This window comes from Methylovulum miyakonense HT12 (assembly GCF_000384075.1).
In the GTDB taxonomy this organism is placed as follows: Bacteria; Pseudomonadota; Gammaproteobacteria; order Methylococcales; family Methylomonadaceae; genus Methylovulum; species Methylovulum miyakonense.
This window is the reverse complement of record NZ_KB913025.1, coordinates 2620652-2642954: the sequence shown is the minus strand read 5'-3', so window position 1 is coordinate 2642954 and position 22303 is coordinate 2620652. Positions and strand designations below refer to the sequence as shown.

19 protein-coding genes are annotated in these 22303 nt (G+C 51.6%); 6 read left to right on the top strand and 13 right to left on the bottom strand.

Annotated elements, in window-relative coordinates; genetic code table 11:
• Position 1 precedes the first annotated feature (1 nt).
• From METMI_RS0113275 to gcvH, 7 genes are all read right to left on the bottom strand, one after another.
• On the bottom strand, positions 2 to 946 hold the full coding sequence (locus METMI_RS0113275) for a chromate resistance protein ChrB domain-containing protein (protein WP_019866780.1): 945 nt from the start codon (positions 944 to 946) through the stop codon (positions 2 to 4).
• A 411-nt stretch (positions 947 to 1357) separates the two neighbouring features.
• Positions 1358 to 1897, bottom strand: coding sequence for a PEP-CTERM domain protein (locus METMI_RS0113270; RefSeq protein WP_019866779.1), 540 nt, complete (start codon positions 1895 to 1897; stop codon positions 1358 to 1360).
• 70 nt (positions 1898 to 1967) lie between these two features.
• Positions 1968 to 5675, bottom strand: a complete 3708-nt coding sequence (locus METMI_RS24045) for an ExeM/NucH family extracellular endonuclease (protein ID WP_019866778.1) — start codon at positions 5673 to 5675, stop codon at positions 1968 to 1970.
• 625 nt (positions 5676 to 6300) lie between these two features.
• Positions 6301 to 7092 carry a nucleoside triphosphate pyrophosphohydrolase gene (gene mazG / locus METMI_RS0113260; protein WP_019866777.1) on the bottom strand — a complete coding sequence of 264 codons (792 nt, stop codon included), beginning with the start codon at positions 7090 to 7092 and terminating at the stop codon, positions 6301 to 6303.
• Between the two features lie 13 nt (positions 7093 to 7105).
• The gene (locus METMI_RS0113255) at positions 7106 to 8041 is read right to left on the bottom strand and encodes a carbohydrate kinase family protein (RefSeq protein WP_029151687.1); all 936 of its coding nucleotides are present in this window, start codon (positions 8039 to 8041) and stop codon (positions 7106 to 7108) included.
• Positions 8042 to 8051: 10 nt separating this feature from the next.
• The gene (locus METMI_RS0113250) at positions 8052 to 8411 is read right to left on the bottom strand and encodes a diacylglycerol kinase (RefSeq protein ID WP_019866775.1); all 360 of its coding nucleotides are present in this window, start codon (positions 8409 to 8411) and stop codon (positions 8052 to 8054) included.
• A 71-nt stretch (positions 8412 to 8482) separates the two neighbouring features.
• The gene (gene gcvH, locus METMI_RS0113245) at positions 8483 to 8866 is read right to left on the bottom strand and encodes a glycine cleavage system protein GcvH (RefSeq protein WP_019866774.1); all 384 of its coding nucleotides are present in this window, start codon (positions 8864 to 8866) and stop codon (positions 8483 to 8485) included.
• A gap of 167 nt (positions 8867 to 9033) precedes the next feature.
• On the opposite strand from gcvH, the gene grxC reads away from it, so the two are divergent.
• The 6 genes from grxC to METMI_RS0113215 all read left to right on the top strand — a co-directional run bounded on the left by grxC (position 9034) and on the right by METMI_RS0113215 (position 15408).
• Positions 9034 to 9288, top strand: coding sequence for a glutaredoxin 3 (gene grxC, locus METMI_RS0113235; RefSeq protein WP_029151686.1), 255 nt, complete (start codon positions 9034 to 9036; stop codon positions 9286 to 9288).
• Between the two features lie 56 nt (positions 9289 to 9344).
• Complete coding sequence (locus METMI_RS26240) at positions 9345 to 9557, top strand: DUF1289 domain-containing protein (RefSeq protein WP_083930484.1); 213 nt, start codon at positions 9345 to 9347, stop codon at positions 9555 to 9557.
• 20 nt (positions 9558 to 9577) lie between these two features.
• Positions 9578 to 10177, top strand: a complete 600-nt coding sequence (locus tag METMI_RS0113230) for an MBL fold metallo-hydrolase (RefSeq protein ID WP_019866771.1) — start codon at positions 9578 to 9580, stop codon at positions 10175 to 10177.
• Positions 10178 to 10237: 60 nt separating this feature from the next.
• The gene (locus METMI_RS0113225) at positions 10238 to 12640 is read left to right on the top strand and encodes a fatty acid cis/trans isomerase (RefSeq protein ID WP_019866770.1); all 2403 of its coding nucleotides are present in this window, start codon (positions 10238 to 10240) and stop codon (positions 12638 to 12640) included.
• A gap of 135 nt (positions 12641 to 12775) precedes the next feature.
• Positions 12776 to 15007: a hypothetical protein gene (locus METMI_RS0113220; protein WP_019866769.1), complete on the top strand. Its 2232-nt coding sequence runs from the start codon at positions 12776 to 12778 to the stop codon at positions 15005 to 15007.
• A gap of 113 nt (positions 15008 to 15120) precedes the next feature.
• Positions 15121 to 15408, top strand: coding sequence for a hypothetical protein (locus tag METMI_RS0113215; protein WP_019866768.1), 288 nt, complete (start codon positions 15121 to 15123; stop codon positions 15406 to 15408).
• Between the two features lie 103 nt (positions 15409 to 15511).
• On the opposite strand, the gene METMI_RS0113210 is transcribed toward METMI_RS0113215, so the two are convergent.
• From METMI_RS0113210 to METMI_RS25510, 6 genes are all read right to left on the bottom strand, one after another.
• Complete coding sequence (locus tag METMI_RS0113210) at positions 15512 to 16204, bottom strand: (5-formylfuran-3-yl)methyl phosphate synthase (protein ID WP_019866767.1); 693 nt, start codon at positions 16202 to 16204, stop codon at positions 15512 to 15514.
• Complete coding sequence (locus METMI_RS0113205) at positions 16201 to 16764, bottom strand: DUF447 domain-containing protein (RefSeq protein ID WP_019866766.1); 564 nt, start codon at positions 16762 to 16764, stop codon at positions 16201 to 16203. Before METMI_RS0113205 ends, METMI_RS0113210 begins: the two co-directional genes overlap by 4 nt.
• A 12-nt stretch (positions 16765 to 16776) precedes the next feature.
• Positions 16777 to 18168 (bottom strand): DUF6513 domain-containing protein, encoded by a 1392-nt coding sequence (locus METMI_RS0113200; RefSeq protein WP_019866765.1) that lies wholly within the window; start codon positions 18166 to 18168, stop codon positions 16777 to 16779.
• Complete coding sequence (locus METMI_RS0113195; protein ID WP_019866764.1) at positions 18165 to 18701, bottom strand: flavoprotein; 537 nt, start codon at positions 18699 to 18701, stop codon at positions 18165 to 18167. The genes METMI_RS0113200 and METMI_RS0113195 overlap by 4 nt, the downstream gene beginning before the upstream one ends.
• 197 nt (positions 18702 to 18898) lie before the next feature.
• Entirely contained in the window at positions 18899 to 19648 is a 750-nt protein-coding gene (locus tag METMI_RS24040; RefSeq protein WP_051102347.1) for a class I SAM-dependent methyltransferase, read from the bottom strand.
• Between the two features lie 521 nt (positions 19649 to 20169).
• Positions 20170 to 22233 carry a hypothetical protein gene (locus METMI_RS25510; protein ID WP_019866761.1) on the bottom strand — a complete coding sequence of 688 codons (2064 nt, stop codon included), beginning with the start codon at positions 22231 to 22233 and terminating at the stop codon, positions 20170 to 20172.
• Positions 22234 to 22303 lie beyond the last annotated feature (70 nt).

The window sequence follows — 22303 nt, the reverse complement described above, 5'->3', positions numbered from 1 at the left end:
TTTATCCCCCCTCTATCGCCATTGCAAAAGCCGCCAGCAAGCCATCGAACACGCCGCCAGCCGCCGCCAAAAGTTGGCCGTCATCGGTTATCGTTTCACGTAAGCCTTTCAGCACCGATTCCACGCCACTCGCTTCGGCGGCTTGCACACCGCCGACATCCAAATAATGCACCAAGGCCGCAAGACGCTTTAACGCGGGTTGCCCGAGTTGGAAACGATGCAACAGCACCTCAAAAGTGACGTAAGGCCCGACATGGCTGAACACCGCACCGTCAAAGTCAAAACCTATCGCTTCTGGCGGGCAATCGGACACTGACTCCAGCCATAAGAACTGCGCCCGGGCGTCAATAAAACGTCGGATCAACCACGCACACGCCAAACGGTCCACCCACGGATGGCGGCGCGTTGCCCATAATTTATTTTGGTATTCGCCAATGGCTAGCGGCGCAAGCACGCCTTCAACCGGATGGGGCTCATCAGGTGACCGCAATCTTTGTAGGGATTCTTCAATCTCCACCAACGCCACGCCGACTTGTTGTTGGGAAGCGTTGGGGAAGAAATCAATCGCGGCCAATTGCGTAAACGCCTTGCGTAGCTTGGTGATTTTTTTAAAAGTGTCGGGCAGGTGATGTGTCACGGGCAAGCCCTGACGCACCACCTCAATGTCCTGCAACAACGTCGCGTAATCCCCGTCACGCAAAAACAGGCCGGACCAATCAACTGCTTCCAAAGTAGCCACCCGTAACAAATAAGCCACGCCGCCACTACTTTGGATATCATCATGCACGGCTTGAAATGCCGCCAAGCAAGCGTCGCGTTCAGGGAGCAAATACACGCCGTCACGCAAAACCGCCGCACCGGACGCTTTGACCGCCCGCCATGAGCGCATCCGTCCGGCGGCAGCATTGTCGGTGGACAACGAGATAATAAGCAATAACCAATTCATGTCTTATATATAACATAATTGTTATTTATATAACATATTTTTAAACATCCCTAAATGGAACCCCGTCACCAGACACCAACACACCCTAGAAAACGCCATTTTCGCCAAATGGCTACAGACGCCCCAGGAAAGCTCCTTCTAAAACCATCATGGCACCGCCAGCATAGGTGGCTTTTTATTTGCAACCAACCCCGGGAGCGTGGTTTTATACCGCTGATGGCTACAGGCAGATGCACCGGTACGGATTACCCTGCCAGATATTGGCCTGGCTTATGTCCGAGACGGATTTTGTGTCTAGCTGTCCCTAGCCCTTTTGTGGGCACGACCAGGCCAGATCATTTTGCAGGAACAAAAAAACCGCCCTGAAGGCGGTTTCCTTGTGTTGCCGGTAAGTAAAAATCGTTCCGATAGCTATTGACCCCAACCATTTTTCGCCCGACGGCGCGATAACCCCAAACCCGCCAAGCCCATCCCGAACAAGGCTATGCTGACCGGTTCGTCAACGCTGTTTGACTGCTGATAGCTTATGGAACCCAAACCAGAATCACCCGAAAGCGTATCGTATGAAAAATACGCCGCTTCCAATAGACCTATCCCGTAACCGGAGACTAGGGCGAACGCAGGGTCGAAACCGCCCACCGAAAAGTTCACGCCAAGAAACACGCCATCCAAAAAGTCGGCGCTTGCGGTGATATCGGCGTCACCCAAACCAAACGGGGTTGATAAAAAATTAAAAGACAGTGTGGACAGGTTGATGGATTCATCGCCGGAATGGGTCAGGAGAAGGTCGCTGTAAGAAAAACTTCCGCTAAACGTTTCATTCAACAACAATCCCGAATCGACAGTACCGCCGAAAGTGTAATTGAAATCAGCCGCTTGTGAACTTGGCATCAACAACATCAAGGCCGTGAACACGCTCGCGGTGTAAACGGTTTTAAACGGTTTGAACATGGTATTTATCCTATGGGTAGAGGCTGGGCGCCGCCATCGGCAAAGAGCCTAGGCGGCGAACTTATTATGTTTAGAATTTAAAATTGGCCGCGTTATTCAGGTCAATTGCACTGATGTTACGCACCACAATTAATGCCCTTTGCACAGCCGGGCCTGCACTGCCATCAGCATCAATATAGACAATGACATTGCTACCGGAAGCGGCGAACTTGATGACGCCGTCAGCAATAGGGTCGCCACCCTCATAACCTAGGCTTAACAGCAATGCCGCCAAATCAATAGCGTCCTGCCCTAGGGTAAAGTCAGTGATGGTGTCGATGCCGTCGGTTACGCTGGTGAAAACAAACTCGTCATTGCCCAAACCTCCCGTCAAGGTGTCGGCGGCGCCAAAACCCGTGATACGGTCTTTTCCGGCGGTACCTGCCAACACGTTCCTGGCGGCAGTCCCGTTAATAATGTTGAATGCTTCATCCAGTTTCAGGCCGATAATGACAGGATCATGGTCAGACGTACGGAAAGGGTTGGCCGCGTACAACGGCAAAGCGGAAGGCTTGGCTTCAAAGCTGGATTCGCCGGTATCCTTGATAGTGTCGTTGTAATCAAATGATGGGGGTTCGTCAGCATTAATATGCCAATCTGCGGCTCCCGTCACTTGTGGCAACAACGTCTTGCTGGCGATGGCATGGTCGAGATAACCCGTTTGGCCGTCAAAAACATAAGAGTAAGCGGCGTTGCCGCCAAAGGTTTTCACCAAATTGGTGTAATCATCAACCGTATTGGCGGTATCGTCGGCACCTTTTTCGATGGCTTTGATCGGGTCTTCCTTAGCATAGCTGTTCATGTCTCCGATCAGCAAAAAGTCAGGGTCGCCGCTGCCGGTCGGGTCGGCCGCCAGCCAGTCCACCAAAGCCTGGGCGGCGGCGACGCGGGTCAAGTTACAATTGCCTTGGCCGTCATTGTTGTCGGTGTCACTGGCATTGATGTCGGTACACGCCGAGCCTTTGGATTTAAGGTGGTTGGCGACAACCGTCAACTTTTCGTTGGTCGCGTTTTCCTTGAAGGTTTGCGCCAATGACGGACGGTTCTTAGTGTCTATGAAACGCGCATCTTCCGCCGAAGTCAGCAATGCGTAGTTGCCAACAGGCGTAACCGTCGCCGCCTTGTACAAGAAGCCTGGTTTAATCGCATCGCCACCGATAGTGCCGGTGCCGATGTATGAGTAAGGCCCGCAACCGCTAACCGCTGACGTCGCCGTAACCAGGGCGTCCAACGAAGCCGTCGTGTTATTTTCAAGCTCCATTAGCCCAAAAATATCCGCGTTGATGCCGCACAAAGCCGCGGCGGCCTTGGCGGTTTGACGCGCCAATTCAGCCGCCGAATCGGCGCCACGGCAATCTTGGTTGGCTGTAGGGCTGCATGGGCCTGAAGTGCTGCTGGCCGTGGTGTCTATAGTGGTGAAGAAATTCAAGACATTGAAGTTGGAAATTTTCAATGTCCCGCCAACATTTGGCGAGTTGTTTTTACGCGGGTTAGCAGCGGTGAAGGCATAATCGTACACTTCTTCAACCGGACGGATACGCCAAGCATCAGTGCCGCTTTGGCCTGCAAAAGACCAGTGCAATACACCCGTCAAGTTTTTGATGCTGTCGCCACCACGGAAACGGTTGGTGAGGCTTAAGCCACCCGTTGGATAAGGCAGAGGGATGCTGTTGGTGGTCGCGTAGGGCGTAACGTAAAAATTCTGGGTGTTGTTACCGTCATCCAAAATGATTTGGCGTTTCGCCAATTTGATTTGATGGTTGATATACCCTGCAATGCTTGGTGTGCTGACGTTGGTATAGGTCGGGATACGCCCGCCTTGGCTTAACACTAATTGGCCGTAACGCTCCAGTTCAAAGTATTCCGACACTTTCAATGTGGCCGGGAATGTCACTAACATCCCTTCAAAGGCTTCGAAGTAATTGTTGATGGCGGTGGTTGCCGCCGCCAAATCCCCATTCGGCACACCTGGAACCGGTAAAGCCAAGGCCGCTGGTGTCGGGATGGTTTGGTTATTGGCGCAAACCTCAACCCTAGTGACCGTACCCAATTGCGTCATATTAAAAAATTCGGTTGGTGTCCCGGTGACCCGGACGCGGTCACCAACAGCGACGTTGACGGCAGGATTAGTACCATCAAACACAAAAAGGCCTTCTGAAGTGGCGGCGTCACCGTCTGCATCGGCATCTTCTTCTTGGATAAAGAAACCACGTAGGGAATTAGTGTTGTCACCTTGGTAATCACCGACGACAATGCCTTCCACCGAAGTCGAGGTGTTCAACGGCGTGCTTGAACCGTTGCCTTGGACGGCAGAAATGTTGGTGGCCGGTTCACCACAAGCGGAGGCGATGTCATCATTTACGATGGTGCCGGAACCTTGCCCGTCAGTCAGGGCTGCGCCAGTGACACCAGTGACATTGACCGAAAAGGCCTCATTGGGCTCAACAGCCGTGTCGCCGTTGACGGCAACCGTAAACGTATAGCTTGAAGCGCCTGCGGCAATGGTTTGGCTAGACAATGATTGGCTGGCATAGTCGCTTCCTGCGGTCGCGGTGCCGTCCGCCGTGGCAATAGTAAACGTCACGCCACCTACAGGCGCCGGGGAAGAAAGGCTTACCGTAAACGTGTAATTTGTTGTGCCGCTATTGCCTTCGTTTTGTGAGGCATCGTTGATGCTCAAATTAGGTACAGCGTCGTTGTCGGTAATATTTGCTGTCACCGCACCGATGCTTAAGCCATTGTAATTGCTATCAGTGCTAGTTGCGGTGTGGGAAACCGTGCCTGTGTGCGCGCCCTCCACGGCAGCATCGTCCACGGCAGTGACAGTGACTGCTTGGGCGGTGTTCCAATTGGCAGGAGTAAACGTGAGCGTTGACGGACTGGCCGAAACTTGCGTATCGCCAGCCACACTGACCGTCACGTCAGCGCTAGGTTGGCTATCAAGTACAATCGTGTAGGTATCGGTCGCCCCACCTTCGGTGACATCCGTGCTACCGCCCGTTTGGGCCACCGTCACTCCGGCAGTGGCGGCACCTGTGGGTGTCAATGAAAAATCATCCACTGCCAAACCGTCGTCCGCCCCGGTGGCGTCTGTATCTGTCCAACGGACCCAAAAACTTGCCCCGTTGGCGATAGATAATGAGCTAACACTTGAAGAAATTGAGGTACGGTCAGCTGACGCGTTACCATTTTTGGCTCCGGTTGTGACGGTGTCCGGGGTAATAAAATTAAGGCTGGCTACACCCGTCCAGGTGCCGGTAACCAAATCCGTCGCCGTTGTGCTGTATTCAAAATTGATCTGGTCAGTACGTGCCGCCGTCCCTAAACGCCATTCTTCGCCAGTGTAGGCAATGTTCAAGGCATTAATTGCCGAACCCGTATCATTTGTGAAACACGCACCGAACACCGGGATTAACGTGCCACTGCGCAAGCCACCCAAAGCCCTGTCGCTATTGGCCGACGGGCCATAGCTGTAAGTGTCCCCCGTACTGCTGGCACCGGTGTCAGCGCCATATTGCTCATTGTCACGGGCACCGCCGCCTGATTCGGTCATGACCCATCCGTTTACCGACAGCACATTAGTGGTGCCGCTGGTTGCCAAGGTATCGAAGTTTTGCGTGTAAGCGCTGCCCAGCGCCGTCAAGGAAATGCAGGCGGCCTGGACAGCAGGCGTTAGGTTAAGTGCGGCAAACACCGCCAAAGCCAGCGGCCGCAATTTAAGTAATCGTTGTTCAATCATGTTTTTTCCAGATATTTAAGATGCAATAGATGATGTGGGCTTACAGCAAGGTTGGCTGTCAAAGTGCCCACATCATAAAAAATGAAAAGGAAAAAATTGTTACTGCTTTAAGTTAGTTTGATGAAATGTATTACAAGCACTAAGAACGTGTTTTAAACGTGCCGAAAGCAGTTCGGGCACAACGGCTGCTGGATGCATACCCTCTTAGGGCATAAAGGTGGTAGGGCAACGCAACCGGGCCGCGTAGCCGTTTTTAAACACGTTCTAAAATACCCAGGCGGGTTCAAAAACGGGCTGTAGGTGATTAAAACCGCCCATTTTTTGTGTTCCAAGCGCTGCGCAACAACGTCAGTATTCGAGGGATTATGGGCTATAGGCGTCTGGTTAAGCTGCTTAACCTTGTGCTTAAAGATGGGCGCACAACCGTGGTGATCGCCGGGCCAATCTGGCTAACATGGCCCGTCAATTTTGGGCGGAAGCGATTCGAGGGTAAGCGGTAGTCCGGCACATCCTAATAAAATTTGCGGATACGGAGGGAGGGCTTAGCGTTAAAAGCTACGGTTAAGGCAGGCCATCACAACAGCAGGCTGATTAATTGAAAAAAGAGTTTTTGATAGCGATTTGCTTATTTTTTTAACTGTTGCTTGGCTTCATTCCATAACGCATCCAATTCCGCCAATTCACAATCCGTCATGCCCCGGCCCGAAGCGGCAACGTGCTGTTCGATATATTGGAACCGTTTGGTGAATTTTTGGCTGCTTTGCTTGAGGGCGATTTCAGGGCTGACTTTTAGATGCCTTGCCAAATTGACGGCAACAAACAACAAATCGCCGATCTCTTCCTGAATATGCGCCTGGTCGCCGGATTGCCAAGCTTCTTTGACTTCATTAAGTTCTTCCAGGACTTTTTCGAACACTGGCGGCACATCCGGCCAATCAAAACCTTGTTGTGCGGCACGGTCTTGGATTTTTTCACTGGCCATCAACGCCGGCAGGCTAGCGGTGATGCCGGCCAACGCGCCAGTCATTTCCGGTTGTTTTTCCAAACGCTCTAACGCCTTGGCTTGCTCCCAAGCTTGGTGGCGCTGCTCATCGTTGGCGAACACGGCATCACCAAACACATGCGGATGGCGGCGCACCAGCTTGTCGCCGATACTTTCAGCAATGGCTTCGAAATCAAAGAGGCCCAACTCTTTGGCAAGCTGGGCTTGAAACACCACTTGCAACAACAAATCGCCAAGCTCCGAACGCAAGTCATCGTGGTCGTTGCGCTCTATCGCATCGACCACTTCATAAGCCTCTTCGATGACATAGGGGATCAAGGTCGAAAAATCTTGCTTGAGATCCCAGGGGCAGCCTTGTTCGGGGTGGCGTAGCTGCTCCATGATGGACAGCAATTGTTGGGTGTTTTTCAGCATCGTTCAGCCCATTTTAAAAGGACGAGCCAAAATTTTCACGGTAACGCTGCTTGAACGAGGCCATATCGAAACGATGGTTTTGCGTGCCATGATGCTCAATCTTGATAGCCCCTATTAACGACGCGATACGTCCGGTCACGTCCCAATCGAGCTCGTTCATCAAACCGTAAAGCAAGCCTGCGCGATACGCATCACCACAACCGGTCGGGTCATTGATGGCATGGGGCCGCGCAGGCGGAATGCTGATGCATTGGCCTTGGGTATAAATTTTTGAACCTTGCGCACCGAGGGTAATGATTAACGCCTCGACCCGATCCGCCATGGCTTCAAGCGACAAGCCGGTGCGTTCTTGCATGAGTTCCGATTCATAATCGTTCAGGGTCACCCATGTTGCTTGGTCAATAAACTTGAGCAGTTCAGCGCCGTCAAACATCGGCATGCCTTGGCCCGGATCAAAAATAAACGGGATGCCCTGCTCGACAAATTGCGCCGCGTGTAGCTGCATCCCTTCTTTGCCGTCCGGGGAAACGATGCCGATGCTGATGTCCTTACGGTCTGTCGGAATGGCGTTTAAATGCGAGGAACCCATCGCACCCGGATGGAAAGCGGTGATTTGGTTGCCGTCTTCGTCGGTGGTGATATAGGCCTGCCCGGTGTAATGGTTATCAAGGATTTTGATAAACTCGCTAGACAAACCATACTGGCTTAACCATTGGCTGTAAGGTTCAAAGTCATGGCCGACAACGGCCATGATCAAGGCTTCTTCACCCAGAAGGTTGAGGTTGTAGGCAATGTTGCCGGCACACCCCCCGTATTCGCGGCGCATGACCGGCACTAAAAAAGACACATTCAGGATGTGGACTTTCTCCGGCAGGATGTGATTTTTGAATTTGTCATGGAACACCATAATAGTGTCATAGGCCATGGATCCACAGATTAATGCACTCATTGTTTTTCCTTCAAAGTAAAATTAACGCCCAAGTGATGGCCGCCCAAGCCAATGACATCATCACCGCCGCCGAGCCTATATCTTTGGCACGCCCGGATAATTCATGATGCTCAAAGCCAACGCGGTCAACTACGGACTCTACGGCGGTGTTAAGCAGTTCAACTAGCATCACCAGCACCATACTACCGATTAGCAGCAGTTTTTCAATGACGGTTTCACCCAGCCAGATCGCCAATGGTGTGCTGGCCACAAACAGGATGACCTCTTGACGGAAAGCTTCTTCGTGCCTCCAAGTGGCCTTAAAGCCCGCTGCGGAAAAAAAGCACGCATTGATAAGGCGTTTAAAGCCTTTTGCATTTTGATTTGCCATGTGTTGTTAGGGTTCTTTTGATAAAAATGGGGAGAGTGGGGGCAAGCTTTCCATACCACCGCCATGAAGGGTTATTGGCCGACCATTTCCTGATAGGCCGTCGCATCCATCAGTGCGGCCAGTTCGGCGGCGGCACTGGGTTTGACCGTAAATATCCAGGCATCATAAGGGCTGTCGTTAATTTGTTCCGGTTCGTCCTGCAAACTTTCATTAACGGCGACAATTTCACCCGTGACCGGACTGTGCAAATCGGAAGCGGTTTTCACCGATTCCACGACTGCGCATTGTTCGCCCGCCGCCACTTTACGTCCCTGTTCGGGCAAGTTGATAAATACCAAATCACCCAATTGCTGTTGGGCAAAATCAGTGATGCCAACACGCACAGTGCCGTTTTCTTGCCATAACGCCCATTCATGGGAGGTGGCGTATTTTAAATTTTCGGGTAAATCGCTCATGTTAATCCCTCATAACGCTGGTGTTGGCCGGGCCAAGGCTTTGTTAATTTCATTCCATTCTTATCAGGCTATGGCAAACAAACAGCGTGCAGCACGCCCCATTGACATTGAATAACAATACCTTTACCGATAGAATGCCTGCATAGTTTAACAAACATTATCCGCCTATGCCTGAGATACTCATCTATACCACTAAGATTTGCCCTTACTGCATCATGGCAAAACGCCTGCTCGACAAAAAAGGCGTGACGTATAACGAAATTAATGTGGATGGCAATCCTGGGTTACGCGAAGCCATGATGCAAAAAACGCGGCGGCGGACTGTACCGCAGATTTATATCGGCGATTTGCATGTTGGTGGCTTCGATGAACTTTATTCGTTGGAACAAAACAAAAAACTGGATACTTTGCTGGTTTCTTGACCCTCCACAACGGGCAACATATTGCAGGACATTTAACCCATGGGCAGCAAACTATCATGACCGCACTTAAGCCCTATACCGCTTCACCCTGCATCAGAATATGCTGCCTGGATGATAAGGACATCTGTTTGGGTTGTTTCCGTTCGCTGACGGAAATTACCCAATGGGCGCTGGTTGATGACCATACCCGCCAGCACATATTACATAACGCCAGCCATCGTCAAAGAGCGTATGGCCCGCATAGGCCACGCTTGGATAATCCACAATAACTATTCTAAAGAGATTGCTGATGAAACAATTACACCGTAGAGATTTATTTGCCTGGTCGGTCTTCAATGAAGAGCGTGATTTGGACTTCCATAGCTATGTTTGGGTACGGGAAGGCGGCAATGTGGTCATCGACCCTTTACCTATGTCACCCCATGACCACGCGCATCTACAAAGGCTAGGAGGCGTGGCTTTTATAGTCATCACTAACAGCGACCATTGCCGTGCCGCCGAATTGCTTGCCAGCCACACAGGCGCGAAAGTGTATGGGCCGGCGGCTGAACAAGACACTTTCCCCATTATCTGTAGCCGTTGGCTATATGATGGCGATGAAATTGTCGCCGGGCTGCATGCCTATGAACTGCAAGGCTCCAAGACCCCAGGCGAACTGGCTTTGCTCCTGGAGCACACGACCTTGATAACAGGCGACTTGATCCGCTGCCATCTGGGCGGCGAACTCTGCATGTTACCGGACGCCAAACTCGCCGACCGCAAACTCGCCATCCAATCGGTCAAACGTATTGCCAGCTTGCCTGGCATACAAGCGGTGCTGACGGGCGATGGTTGGCCTTTGTTTGCGCATGGTAGCGAAGCGTTGCACCATCTCGCCCGATCCCTTTAATTCATTGGCCGCCTGCCCCCGGCAGGCAGCTACACAGCCAGAAACCCCATTCAACAACACATGATTAGAATACTTTCAAGTTTTCTGTTACTTCTTATCTTAACGGCCCTTGCTTTTGTCTATGGCGATATTAATCTGGACACTTTGTTTAGCACCAAGGATGCAGGCAAAGCCACTTTTATCGCCATAGATTCCAAACACAAACCCGGGAAACTGAACTATAGCTCGGTCAAAACGATATTGGACAACCGTTGTGCAAGTTGCCACTCAGGTGCGGACGCCCCCTGCCAATTGCAGCTCAGCTCTTATGAAGGTTTGCAGCGCGGCGCCAGCAAACAGCCGCTCTATGAAAACCGGCTGCATGCCATTGCCCCTAGCCGCCTGATGGTTGACGGCAAAACCGCTGAGGATTGGCGGACGAAAGGTTTTTTTCCGGTCCTGAACGAAAAATCCCAATTCCCTGAAATCAACCTCAACAATTCGCTGGTTGCGAAATTCCTGGTGCTAAAACACGACAACCCGCTATCCGGCACTGACGAAAAGCTCCAACCCACCGGCAAATGCCCATCCTTGGAAGAATTCCCCGGCTTTGCCCAAAGCCACCCTTTGGCAGGCATGCCTTACGCCCTGCCTGGATTGGACAAGGCCGAACAAGACAAGCTCATGAATTGGCTGCAGGACGGTGCGAAAAACAGCCCGCCAGCCGCCTTGCCCGAAGCCGCCCTTGCGGAAATTGGCAAATGGGAACAATTCCTCAATGACCCCGCACCACAAATGCAGCTGACCGCCCGCTATATTTACGAACACCTATCCAGCGGCCATTTGCATTTTAAAGGCCAACCCGCCCATGAATTTTACCGGCTCGTGCGCTCGAAAACCGCGCCAGGGCAAGCCATTGAAGAATTGGCCAGCCTGCACCCTTACTTGGAGGCCAGCACTGGCGCCTTCGCTTACCGCCTGCTACCCATCAACGAAACGCTGACGGACAAAAGCCATGCCGTGTACGAACTCAGCGACGGCAAAATGGCTAGGATCAGGGATCTGTTCCTAAAACCGGCCGTGGCCGTGGCGCAATTGCCCGCCTACCCACAAGAAGGTTCCGCCCAGCCGTTCACGACCTTCAAAGATTTGCCGGTGGACGCCAGATACCAGTTTTTGCTGGATGACGCCTACTTTTTTTTACAGGTGATTTTTAAAAGCCCGGCGCTTAACCGCCATGACGGCCTTAACGGTTTGCGTGACCAGTTCTGGGTGGCCTTCCTCAAACCCCGGCCCGATGCCAATCCACAAACCGCGCAGTTTTTAAGCGAAAACCAGGGCTTTTTACGCTTGCCCGCATCAGCAGGCGAAGCGGGCGGGCTTGCGCAGTGGTTTGAGCTGAAAGCCTTACAAAAACAGTACCTCGCCAACAAGGCCACGTTTACCCAAACCGTCTTGCTGAAAAACCAAGCCCTTGACCTAGGTTTGATATGGACGGGCGAAGGCGGCAACGGCGACGCCTTATTGACCGTGTTCCGCCATGATGACAATGCCTCCGTCGTCAAAGGCTTGCAGGGCAAAACCCCAAGCACCGCATGGGTCATCGACTATCCGCTATTTGAGCGGCTGCATTATTTGCTGTCGGCGGGATTTAATCCCTATGGCGGCACCGCCCATTACCTGGCCACCCGTTTGACGCTGGATTTGCTGCGTAGTGAAGCGGAAAACGACTTCCTGCAATTCCTACCCAAATCCGTCCGCCAAGCCGTACATGCGGATTGGTATCCGGATTCTGAAAGCCAATGGTTAGGCGTGTTCAATACGCCCGATTTTGCCGCCCTCCCCGAATCCGCCATTGCCTACGGAAGCCAGGATTATCCAAACGAATTTTTTAACCAACTCGCCAAAATCTCCGTCCCGGCAAGCGCCCCCCCCAGCCCAGCCCAAGCCGCCTTGCCAACCCCGTGCCCGCAAGAACCCTGCGCCCCGCTGCCGGCAACGCCCGAAACGGCCGCGCCATCCCCGCCATACTATGACAATTTCGCACGCCAACTTGCCGAAGCCAAAGGCCAGGAAATCGCCGCCTTGCCTGAAGTGTCGTTCTTGCGTATCAGCACGGCCAACGACCCGGCCAAAAATGTCATTTACACCTTAATCCGTAACCGCCAGCTCAGCCATGTCGGCGTGTTGCTGGGCGAAAACCACCGGAGGCTACCGGAGCAGGACACCCTGAGCGTGCTGCCTGGATTCGTGGGCAGCTATCCAAACCAATTTTTCACCATCACCAGCGACCAGATGGAAGCATTCATCACCCAGCTAAAACAGGCAAAAACCGGGGCTTTGATAGCAGCGTTCCGCGACACGTTTGGGGTAAGCCGCAAACACCCGCAGTTCTGGACGGCTTACGACAGTTTCAACCAACAACACCGGGACGGACGGCCTGAAAATGCCGGGATATTTGATCTGGGCCGTTATCAAAACTAACCGGCCACGTCCACACCAAGCTAGCCCATAAACGATCTAAACTAAAAAAGTGCATAAAATAACAATAAACAAATGCCATCAGCGCTTTTCCAGCACCGCCCGGCATTCCCCTACTTTTTACATGAGGATACATTGATGCCAGCAACAACCGATATTGCCGCCGAAAAGAAAAGCCACCCATGGCAATTTGTGCGCTTGGGTGGTTTTGATCAAGTTAAACTGGAGCGGACTGAAGATTTGATCGCCTTAGGCGAGTTGGACCAAAAACTCTGGACAGCCTTAAGTTGCCCCACGGAAGGGCTGCATTTCGATCCGCGCACGTTGGCGTTACTGGACAGCGACAGCGACGGGCGCATCCGGGCACCAGAAGTTATCGCCGCTTTACAATGGACAACCGCACGGCTTATCAATCCACTCGATCTCAAACAAGGAAGTGGCGTGTTGCCGCTGGCCGCCATCGACCAGTCACATACTGAAGGCGCCACCCTTTTGGCATCCGCCCTGGAAGTCCTAAAAATTATCAACAAGACAGAATCCAGCGAAATTTCCATTGAGGATGTGGCCAATATCGCGCAAATTTTTGCCAACACCCAATTCAATGGCGACGGCATCATCCCCGTAAAAGCCGCCGATGACGTTGCGGGCCAGAAAGTGATAGAAGAGATCCTTCGCTGTGTGGAAGGCAAACTTGACCGTTGCGGCGAGATGGGCGTCAGCCAAGAAAATGTGGATTATTTTTTCTCCCAAGCTGAAGAGTACGTCAAGTGGTGGCAATTAGGGGCTGTGGGTTCCGGCCAAAAATTGCAGTTAGGTACGGAAGCCCTATCCGCCGTTGAAAACTTCAAGCAAATCAAACCTAAAATTGATGATTATTTTACCCGCTGCCAATTGGCGGCTTTTGACACGCAAGCCGCACCGTTGTTAAACCCGTCGGCGGCCCAATATGAGCAAATCTCACTGCATGATTTGTCGCCTGACGACAGCGGGCTAACCGCCCTACCCTTAGCCAAAATTGAGGCCGACAAACCATTGCCGTTGGCCACCGGGTTGAATCCGGCTTGGACCAAGCAAGTAGCGCAATTGTCCCGACAGGTGATTAAGCCGCTCTTGGGTGATATTGATAGCCTAAGCCTTGGCCAATGGCAGGAAGTGAACACTTCATTTGGTGAATATGAAACGTGGCTGCAAAACAAACCTAGCGAAAACCTCGAAAAATTAGGCATTGACCGCTTATTGGAAATATTGGCAGGTGGTTATCAAGAAGAATTGGGCAAATTAATTGCCAAAGACTTGGCTTTAACGGCGGAAGCGGAGGCTATCGAGTCGGTCGAGCGTCTGATCTATTACTACCGTGACCTATACCGCTTGCTCAACAATTTCGTCTCTTTCCGGGATTTTTATTCCGCCACGCCTAACGGCATTTTTCAAGCAGGCACTTTGTACTTGGATGGCAGAAGTTGCAATTTGTGCTTTAAAGTGACGGATATTGACAAACACAGTGTCCTGGCAAGCTCTAGCCTGATATTTTTGGCCTATTGCGAATGCAAGCGCCCCGGGACATCGGACACCATGAAAATTGCCGCCGCTTTTACAGGTGGCGATGCCGACAATTTGATGGCGGGGCGGAACGGCATTTTTTATGACCGCCTGGGCCGTGATTGGGACGCCACGATCGTCAAGATCATCGACCATCCCATTAGCATTCCACAAGCTTTTTGGTCGCCCTATAAGCGCATGGGCAAAATGCTCGGCGGGCAAATTGAAAAATTCGCCGCCGCCCGCGACAAAGACGCGCAGGACAAAACCATTGCCGGCACAACAACCGTAGCGACGACAACCGTATCAGCTGCGGAAGCCCCGCCACCGCCTTTTGATGTCGGTAAATTTGCCGGGATTTTTGCCGCGATTGGCCTGGCGATAGGCGCGATAGGCACCATGCTGGCATCTATTGTTGGTGGCTTCCTGTCATTGGGGCTATGGCAAATGCCGCTGGCGATATTGGGGGTCATGCTCTTTATTTCCGGGCCGTCAATGTTGATTGCCGCCTTGAAGCTGCACCGCCGCAATCTGGCACCAGTCCTTGATGCCAGCGGCTGGGCAATCAATACCAAAGCCCTGATCAATATCCCTTTTGGCCGCTTGCTGACAGGGACAGCCAAATTGCCTAAAAATGCGGAACGCCAGTTGCTTGACCCTTTTGCCGATAAAAAAACACCCTGGCGGAGCTATTTGTTGATCGCCATTTTAATCGGGGCGATTTTGGCCGCGTGGCAACTACATCTATTCCAACAGAGGCCAGGCCATCCGGTTAAACCGGCGGCGACAGGACAAACCCAAGCGACTCCCCCGGCCCCTAACCATCCTTAGCCGAGTCCCACAAAATGGCTATGGTTGAATTTTATTGATTGCTAACCTATTATTCCTTGCGTTGCCGGGTCAATTTTAACCGGCAATTTCCAGGATAGGAGCAATTTATAATTATGAACATCATTGACTTAAGAAAAAACCTGTTTACCTCGCCTGCTAACCAACGCACTGGCGACAGGCGTAAAAACCCCCACCCTTTTGGCTCGCAAGAATGGCGGGATTATATTTACAAAAACGGGCTTGAACCTCCTACTTTTGACCGGCGCAAAACCATCCGAAGGGCTAGCGACCAACAGGCGCAAGCCGAAACTGAGCCTAGTGAAAGGCCTTATGCCCGCATTTTGCTGACACCTGCAGAAAAAAAGTTACTGGTGGACATGTATTTGACGGACTTGAAATAAGGCGTCTTGTTGGCCGGGAACGCCTAATGGCACAGGATTTTTATTCATTGATACCGCAGAAAACGGGGCTTGGGGGAATATGCTTCCACAAGCCCCTCCATTTTTAGCCGCCCGGTTTGACTGCCGTCTTTACAGCTTGCCTAATCGCGGCAATCGCGGCGGGATTTAACTGCCCTGTCCTCTCACAGGCAAAGCATAACGCCCCGCGGAAACCTAAATAATCCGGCATAAACGCCAATAAGCGGGCAATATCGCTTTTCCTCAAGGAACCCGCCAAACCACATAGCAATGCGCTTTGTTTGGCCATGCTAACAAATTGACGGATTTGCTTGCCATCCATCACTTTCGTTAACGAGCCTTTGCGCTTGTTCATGGTGTCCAGCATAACCCCTTTGAAACCGGCGGCTTCCAATGCCTTAATCACGCTAATGTCCGGCTTCATGTCGGCGAACAATACCGCAATTAAATTATGCTGCGGCGTCAAATGCGCCAGTTTTGCAATGACCGCCAGCCAATCCCCTCCCGGAAAAAAGCCGATTTTTATGTAATCGACACCGGTTTTCGCCATTATTTGCGCCGCAAAAAACACCATTTCTGGCTGCATCGGCAAATCGCCAATCGTGGCGCTGACCGGACAACGCCCGTTAATGGCGGCCACTATCTGTTGCACAGTTTCGGTGTCCAACGCGCCCAACGCACCATACTCAGGCTGTTTCAGATCAATGATGTCAACTCCCGCCCCCAATGCCAATAAGGCTTCTCCGACGCTGTTGACGCTTGCCAGCATTCCGGTCATAGGCCCGCCCCATTTTTAAATGCCCCCACCGCATCCATCAACCAGCCCCAAGCTTCACGTTCACGTTCGCCCGCCGTTTTTTCAAAACCTATACGCAAATAGGCCAGTTCCGATTCGATTTTTGCCATTGGCAACATAGACAAACGGCTGACTAATATGGCGGCTTCCAGCACGGCAAATTGGGCGCGGTTAAACCCTGTAAAAGGGGCATGGTTACCACTATGCACGGCTTTACAAAATAACTTAGGCCGGGTGGCGTCGTCTTCGATGCGCACCACTTCGACTTCAGTATGGGCTAGCGCACAGGCCAACATCGGGGCGTTGATTTTTTCCGCAGCCAACAAAGGCCAACCTCGCCGTCCGGTCAGACAGCCGGCAAACACGCGCACATCATCACAATAGTTCAGTACGGCAACCGGATTTTCCAGCAAGTTGTCGAGCGTGGTGGACGGGCGGAACGGCATGATAATGAAGCCATCATCATGGAGGTGCACGCCCATCGGCGCGATATGCGCAAGCCCTGCACTATTTTGGGTCGTGACTAACGTTTCTTGAATCATGCTTTTTCTAAATTATGGCTTCTGTAAAGTGGTTCCGGCAGGCTTAAAGGTATGCAAATCCACGGTGGCTTCGGCGAGGTCGGTGGCGCACCCCCAAGCCAGGGCTTGGTCTTGGGTGAAACGTTTGCCCAATTGCCAGGCGATTTCCGCCCGCGCCAATTCAACCCCCAGATAAAATGCATGGCCACCGTCCTTTTCCACCTGTAGCTTCGGATATAAGGCAAACGGGTCGGCCGCGCTGTGCAAGCCGTCACGGTTAAAGATATGCAGGCCTTCATTGCTGGTTTGGATGCGGAAACTGGGGTCTTTGATTTCCCCCGCCAGTTCCTGGATTTCCGGCAATGTGTACGGGAACGGCGAGGGTTCGTGCACCGTCAGCAAACCGGGATGGATATGCTTGGGTAAGGTGCCGTGCTGTTTGGCGGCGAACATGATGCGCCGTGCGACATCGGCTTCTTTAATGGCGCGGCAAGCGTGGCGGCTGACTTCGGTCGCCAAAATATGGTTGATGTCGAGCTCCGAACAAACCCCCAGCAACAAGGCGTTCATCCCAACGGTGTCCGCATGGGTCAGCTCGGTGATATTGCCAACCCCCATCATCATTTCCACATCAGGATGCTGGCTGCGCACGGTGTGGTAACGCACAAGCGACTGGGTAAAGCCAAAATGGATGGGGTCTAAAATCGGGTCGACGATGAAGGCGCGCCCCCTGTCCTGCATCCCCTTGACTGCACGGTCTAAGGAAGCCAAGTCCTCATGGAGTTTAGGGATTAAAATCGGGGTGCTGGCGACCTCATCGGCAATCCATAAGCTGGATTCGTGCAAGCTCAACAAATAATCCGCCCCCGCCTTACCGCCCCTCAGCAAATCCTGGTCTTCCAACGAGTCGATGCTGACCAGGAAACCGGCGCTTTTTAGGGCTTGGATCAGCTCCTCCATGTGCGGGAACGGTGTGCTAGGCAGGCAACCGATGTCAATGACATCCGCGCCGTTGTGTTGGTAATAACGGGCGCGTTCCATCACCTCATCGACACCCAGATTGGGCGCATCGGTGATTTCCGCAAAAATCTTTACACGGTATTGGCTTAAATCATAGCTATGGGCATTTTGGCCGAAATACTGGGGCAAGTCTTTTAGCTCTTCCGGCCCGCGCATAACCGGCAGGTTGTTGAAGTGCCGCGACAAGGCCTCTATATCGCCCCGGCAACGCCCCGGCAGGATTATCCGGTCAGCCCCAAAGGTGTCATGCAAGCGCCGCGCAACCATGTCGGTGGTCATCAAGGCCGCGACCTTTAGCCCCAATTGATGCACCGTATAAGTGAACTCCGGCCGCATTTTTTCGAGGATGCGGTGCAACTGTTTTTCCGCCAGTTTGCCCGTCAAAAAGAGGATATGTTCGCTCATGCCAAACTAGCCAAACGTGCTTGCACCGCCGTGACCAATTCGCCCACGCTGTCAACCACGGTGGTGTATTCAAATTGGCGTAACTTGTCAGTCCCTTCCAAATCAATTTTGCGCGGATAGACCATCACCTTACCCCCTGGTGCGGTGGTTTCCATTTCCGGGGCGATGTCGCAAGGATAAACAATGCTGGGTATGCGGCATTTGCCTGCTTGGGAATAGAGGTTGGTGACCAAGGTGTCAGCAATGCCCAACACGCATTTGGCCACCGTGTTGGAGGTGGTCGGCGCCATCACAAAGGTGTGGTAATAGCCTTTATAAAACAGCCCGACAGGCGGGGCTGACGCCGCCTTGTCGCGGTACACCGACATTTTCGAACGGACGTCATTGAGCTGGATGCCATACATTTTCAGGACTTCCTCACCCGCAGGGCTGATGTACAAGTCCACGGCGTCCAAAGTCATCAAAAAAGCGATACATTCTTCTATATAATGCCCAGAGCCAGTGATCGCCCAAGCTAATCGGGGTTTATCCATTTGGTGTCAAATCGGTCTATGTAAATGGCTATTATAACCGAATCGTAACGGCTCGCGGTTGCCGCTTTGGATTTTGCGGGGCAAGCACACTAGAAAATAACGGGCTTGTCGGCATTGTATAAATATCCTTGCGCTTGGACATGCCAGTGCAAATTTAAAAAAACTACCGGATTGGCCATGCCATCGTATCTATCCCCCTAAGCCAATTCATCTATACATAAAGCAAAAGCCTCTTCCTCCGGACAAAGCCTAAGGATGTCTATATGGTCATGGAGATCAAAGTAAGTGAGCCGTGAAATTGATTCGAATGAATTGAATAGCGGCTTCCTCAGACCTTTATTAGACAGCCATACCAATGTTTGCGGGTTATCCCGCCCCCCACTGAGGGTGCGGTAATTTAAGGAAGGATGGAAATCATGTAGGGCAAATACCACCTTAAAAACATCACCATGCCATTGCAAGCCCTTGCCTCCCGCCTGTTTACGGAATTGGTTCGCTTTCCTCTGGACATTAAGTGAAGAGTACACATCGCTTGGTTTTGTATCGTCAATTAAAAAAACCGTACGGTCATGGGAATGCACGAGGCAATTGCAAAAATCCCGATACGCCTGCTCGAAAGTATGGAGGCCATCAATAAAAATAAGGTCAAACTTCTGTGCCACGGGTAAACGCGAAAAAAACTCATCGGATGAGGTTTCGCTAAAGAGGGTATTTTTATCCGTAACCGTAGCCACATCAAAAAGGAACTTTGGGTCAACAGCGGTTTTTTGCGGAATGGACACATCAAAAAATGTGACCCCTTTGTTAACGCCGATTTCAAGATAATTTTGCGCATTGATAGCCAAAGCCATTGTGTTAATGCGGCGGGCCGAATGGTTCATATCATCCTGACGATAGGGGAGACCATTTTCCCCCTCTGTGCCTTGGTTTTTTAGTTCTTCGTTCATCGTCGCTTGTCTGTGGTGAGTGGAAATTTTTTTTGGGGAGGCTTCGTAACTTATTTGAAGCCCACCTCAATAAACTAGGGAAAAACATTCAACCGATACCGTTGCTACCCTTACCAGCAATCCTGGCAGTTCAGTTTCCGGACTTCAAAATATATTCGTCCGAAATTAGGCTTTCCTGCCCTGAAGACTGCACCGCCGAAATTGAAGGCTATGTCACCGTTAATTATGGAAGCCTTAAACAACGTGGCTTTGGGCGAAAACCACAAGCCTCATTAAATGTGGCTTTTGTCAGAAAGTAAAAATTTTTCAACAACTAACGGTGACATAGCCAAATTGAATAACGGTAAGTTGCCCCACGCCGCATGTGCCGGTCTTTAAAGTGGCGGGATTTGACACTTCGTAACCATTTTGCCGGGCCATTGCCTACGGCGCGATAAGCATTGTAATGGATCAAGCCCCCCGAAACACCAATGCAACCCATTCTGTAAGCACTGTTTTCCGTGCCGCCAAGTAAACATGCTTTATTGGTTATTTTTCATTTGCAGGTATTCTTTATAGGTCAACTCAGGGATTGGCTTCGTCTCGCTCAACGCGCTGATACCGTTAACGCCGACATCACCGCCCAAAAATTCTAAGTTTTGCCAATCCAAATAACCACCCGTCAGAGTATTGACGGCACCGTCACCATTAAGGTCAACGGATACCCCTAGGTTGTTACCGGCCCCGTTGCCGTCCCAATCCACCAGCCGATGTGCCCCAACTAGCTTGCTCTTTGTCCTGACAAGCGCATCGAACCATTGTGTCCCATAATGGGATAAATCAGCTTCTAGCGTCCCTTTTGCCGCATTTAAACCGGCTGGTTCGCTTAGGTTAGCTTCATCCAATGCCCTTGTATTGACCCGGCTATAATCGAGCCTAGCCCTCCTGTCGAAGTTCAACCAATCGACTTGAAAGAAATAATTCATAATACTCAGGTAATTGGGTTTGTAATTGACATGATCGCTGCCGCCATGGCGCAAGCCAAGATTATGCCCCAATTCATGCATTAACGTACCTGCCTGTTGCTTGGCCGTCCCCACTTGGTTATCCCACGAACCTAGCGTCACAATAAAATCGCTGGCAGGAATTCCACGGGATAAGCCACTGGAACCGTCGCCGTCATAATTATGGGCAAACAGGCAATAATGGAAAATGCGTGCCCTTTCCGGTTTGAAATTCACCGATTTAATCGCATCGAAATCAGTCCACACGGGCGCAAGGTCATCATCATGGGCAACCGCATTGCCGCCTTTTAATGAACCCGCGTCCAAATGCAAGGTAATGCCATTGATGCCATCCGGGTTGGTGACCGGTGCGTTGGCGAACGCGCTGATGACACGCGACATCACGCCCAAAGTCGGCTTGTGGCTATGGCTTGCGTTTCTCATCCAATCGATTTCAATGAAAATGTCCTTGTGTTTTGGGTTAGCCCCCATACCAGGCAGGTTTACGTCAACAACACCGTCACTATCATGGTCATAACCGTTGCTTTCCCATTCATCCAACAAACCATCACCATCGGTGTCCTTATTGGCATCGGCATTCGTTGACAAATCGAAATAGGCAAAAAAGATGTTGTCGTTATTGGACGGGTTGACCGTGTCAACGGTAATCGACGTATCCGTTTTTTTGATCCACGGTAACAAAGAATACAGCTCGTCATCAAATTTCGGGTCGCCGTTAGGTAAGGCACCGGGATCGGCCGGATTGGCGTTTGCGTCTCCGACACCCCCAACAGTTATCAAGCTCCCATCGAAAGGGCTACCATCATCCTGCCCTCCCGCAGCCGAACTGAGCAGGTTGCCATTGACCTTTACCGTGCTGTATTGTTCACCTCCTTGATAACCAAAAGAAATGCCTAAACCCATATCGGCCCTGGCATCCAATGCAATTGGGTTTAAGGGGGCGTTCAAGCCAATTTCGAATCTGCCGCCCGAAACGGGTTGGGCCCCGAACAACAAAGCCACCGTACGGGATTTGCTCAAAGATGGCTGGTCGAAGACAACAACGAGTATCTCCCCGTCTATCGTATCCGTATTAGTTTCCGCAACAGGAAAAGCGATGTCGCCAGGAGCCGCCGCATCAACGCTTGGTTTGACGATAGTGGTGACATCGGCGAGCACATTGTCAAAATAATTAGGCTTGTATTCCCAATAACACGAGGCACAAAGGTTCCGGACGGAGGACACCCAATTGATGCCCACACCATTTAGCTGAATGTCCCCATTGGCGATTTCCCGGCTATCTAAACTTGCCGCCATCAAAAAAGCTTTTTTAACAACCGCGTCAGCTGATGGCTTTTTAATTGTAATATGATGACTAGGGCCATTACTGCCCATAGCATTAACGGATAAAGACAACTTGCCATATTTCCGGTAAAACACGCCCAAACCTGCCACGCCTGTTGCCGACGGGAGGATGTTGTCCGGAAGCCCGTTGGCAGGCATCCCGCCACCTCCTTGCTCTAATGCCAACACACCCGAACCAGGCAACAACAGCAACCCGGCTATCGCCGCTAACAACGTGTATCGATTTAACGCTTTCATAAAAATAACCTCCCGCCCCCAATAGATGAAAAATACAAATGCCCCTTTGCGCAACCACCCTATCACGGAT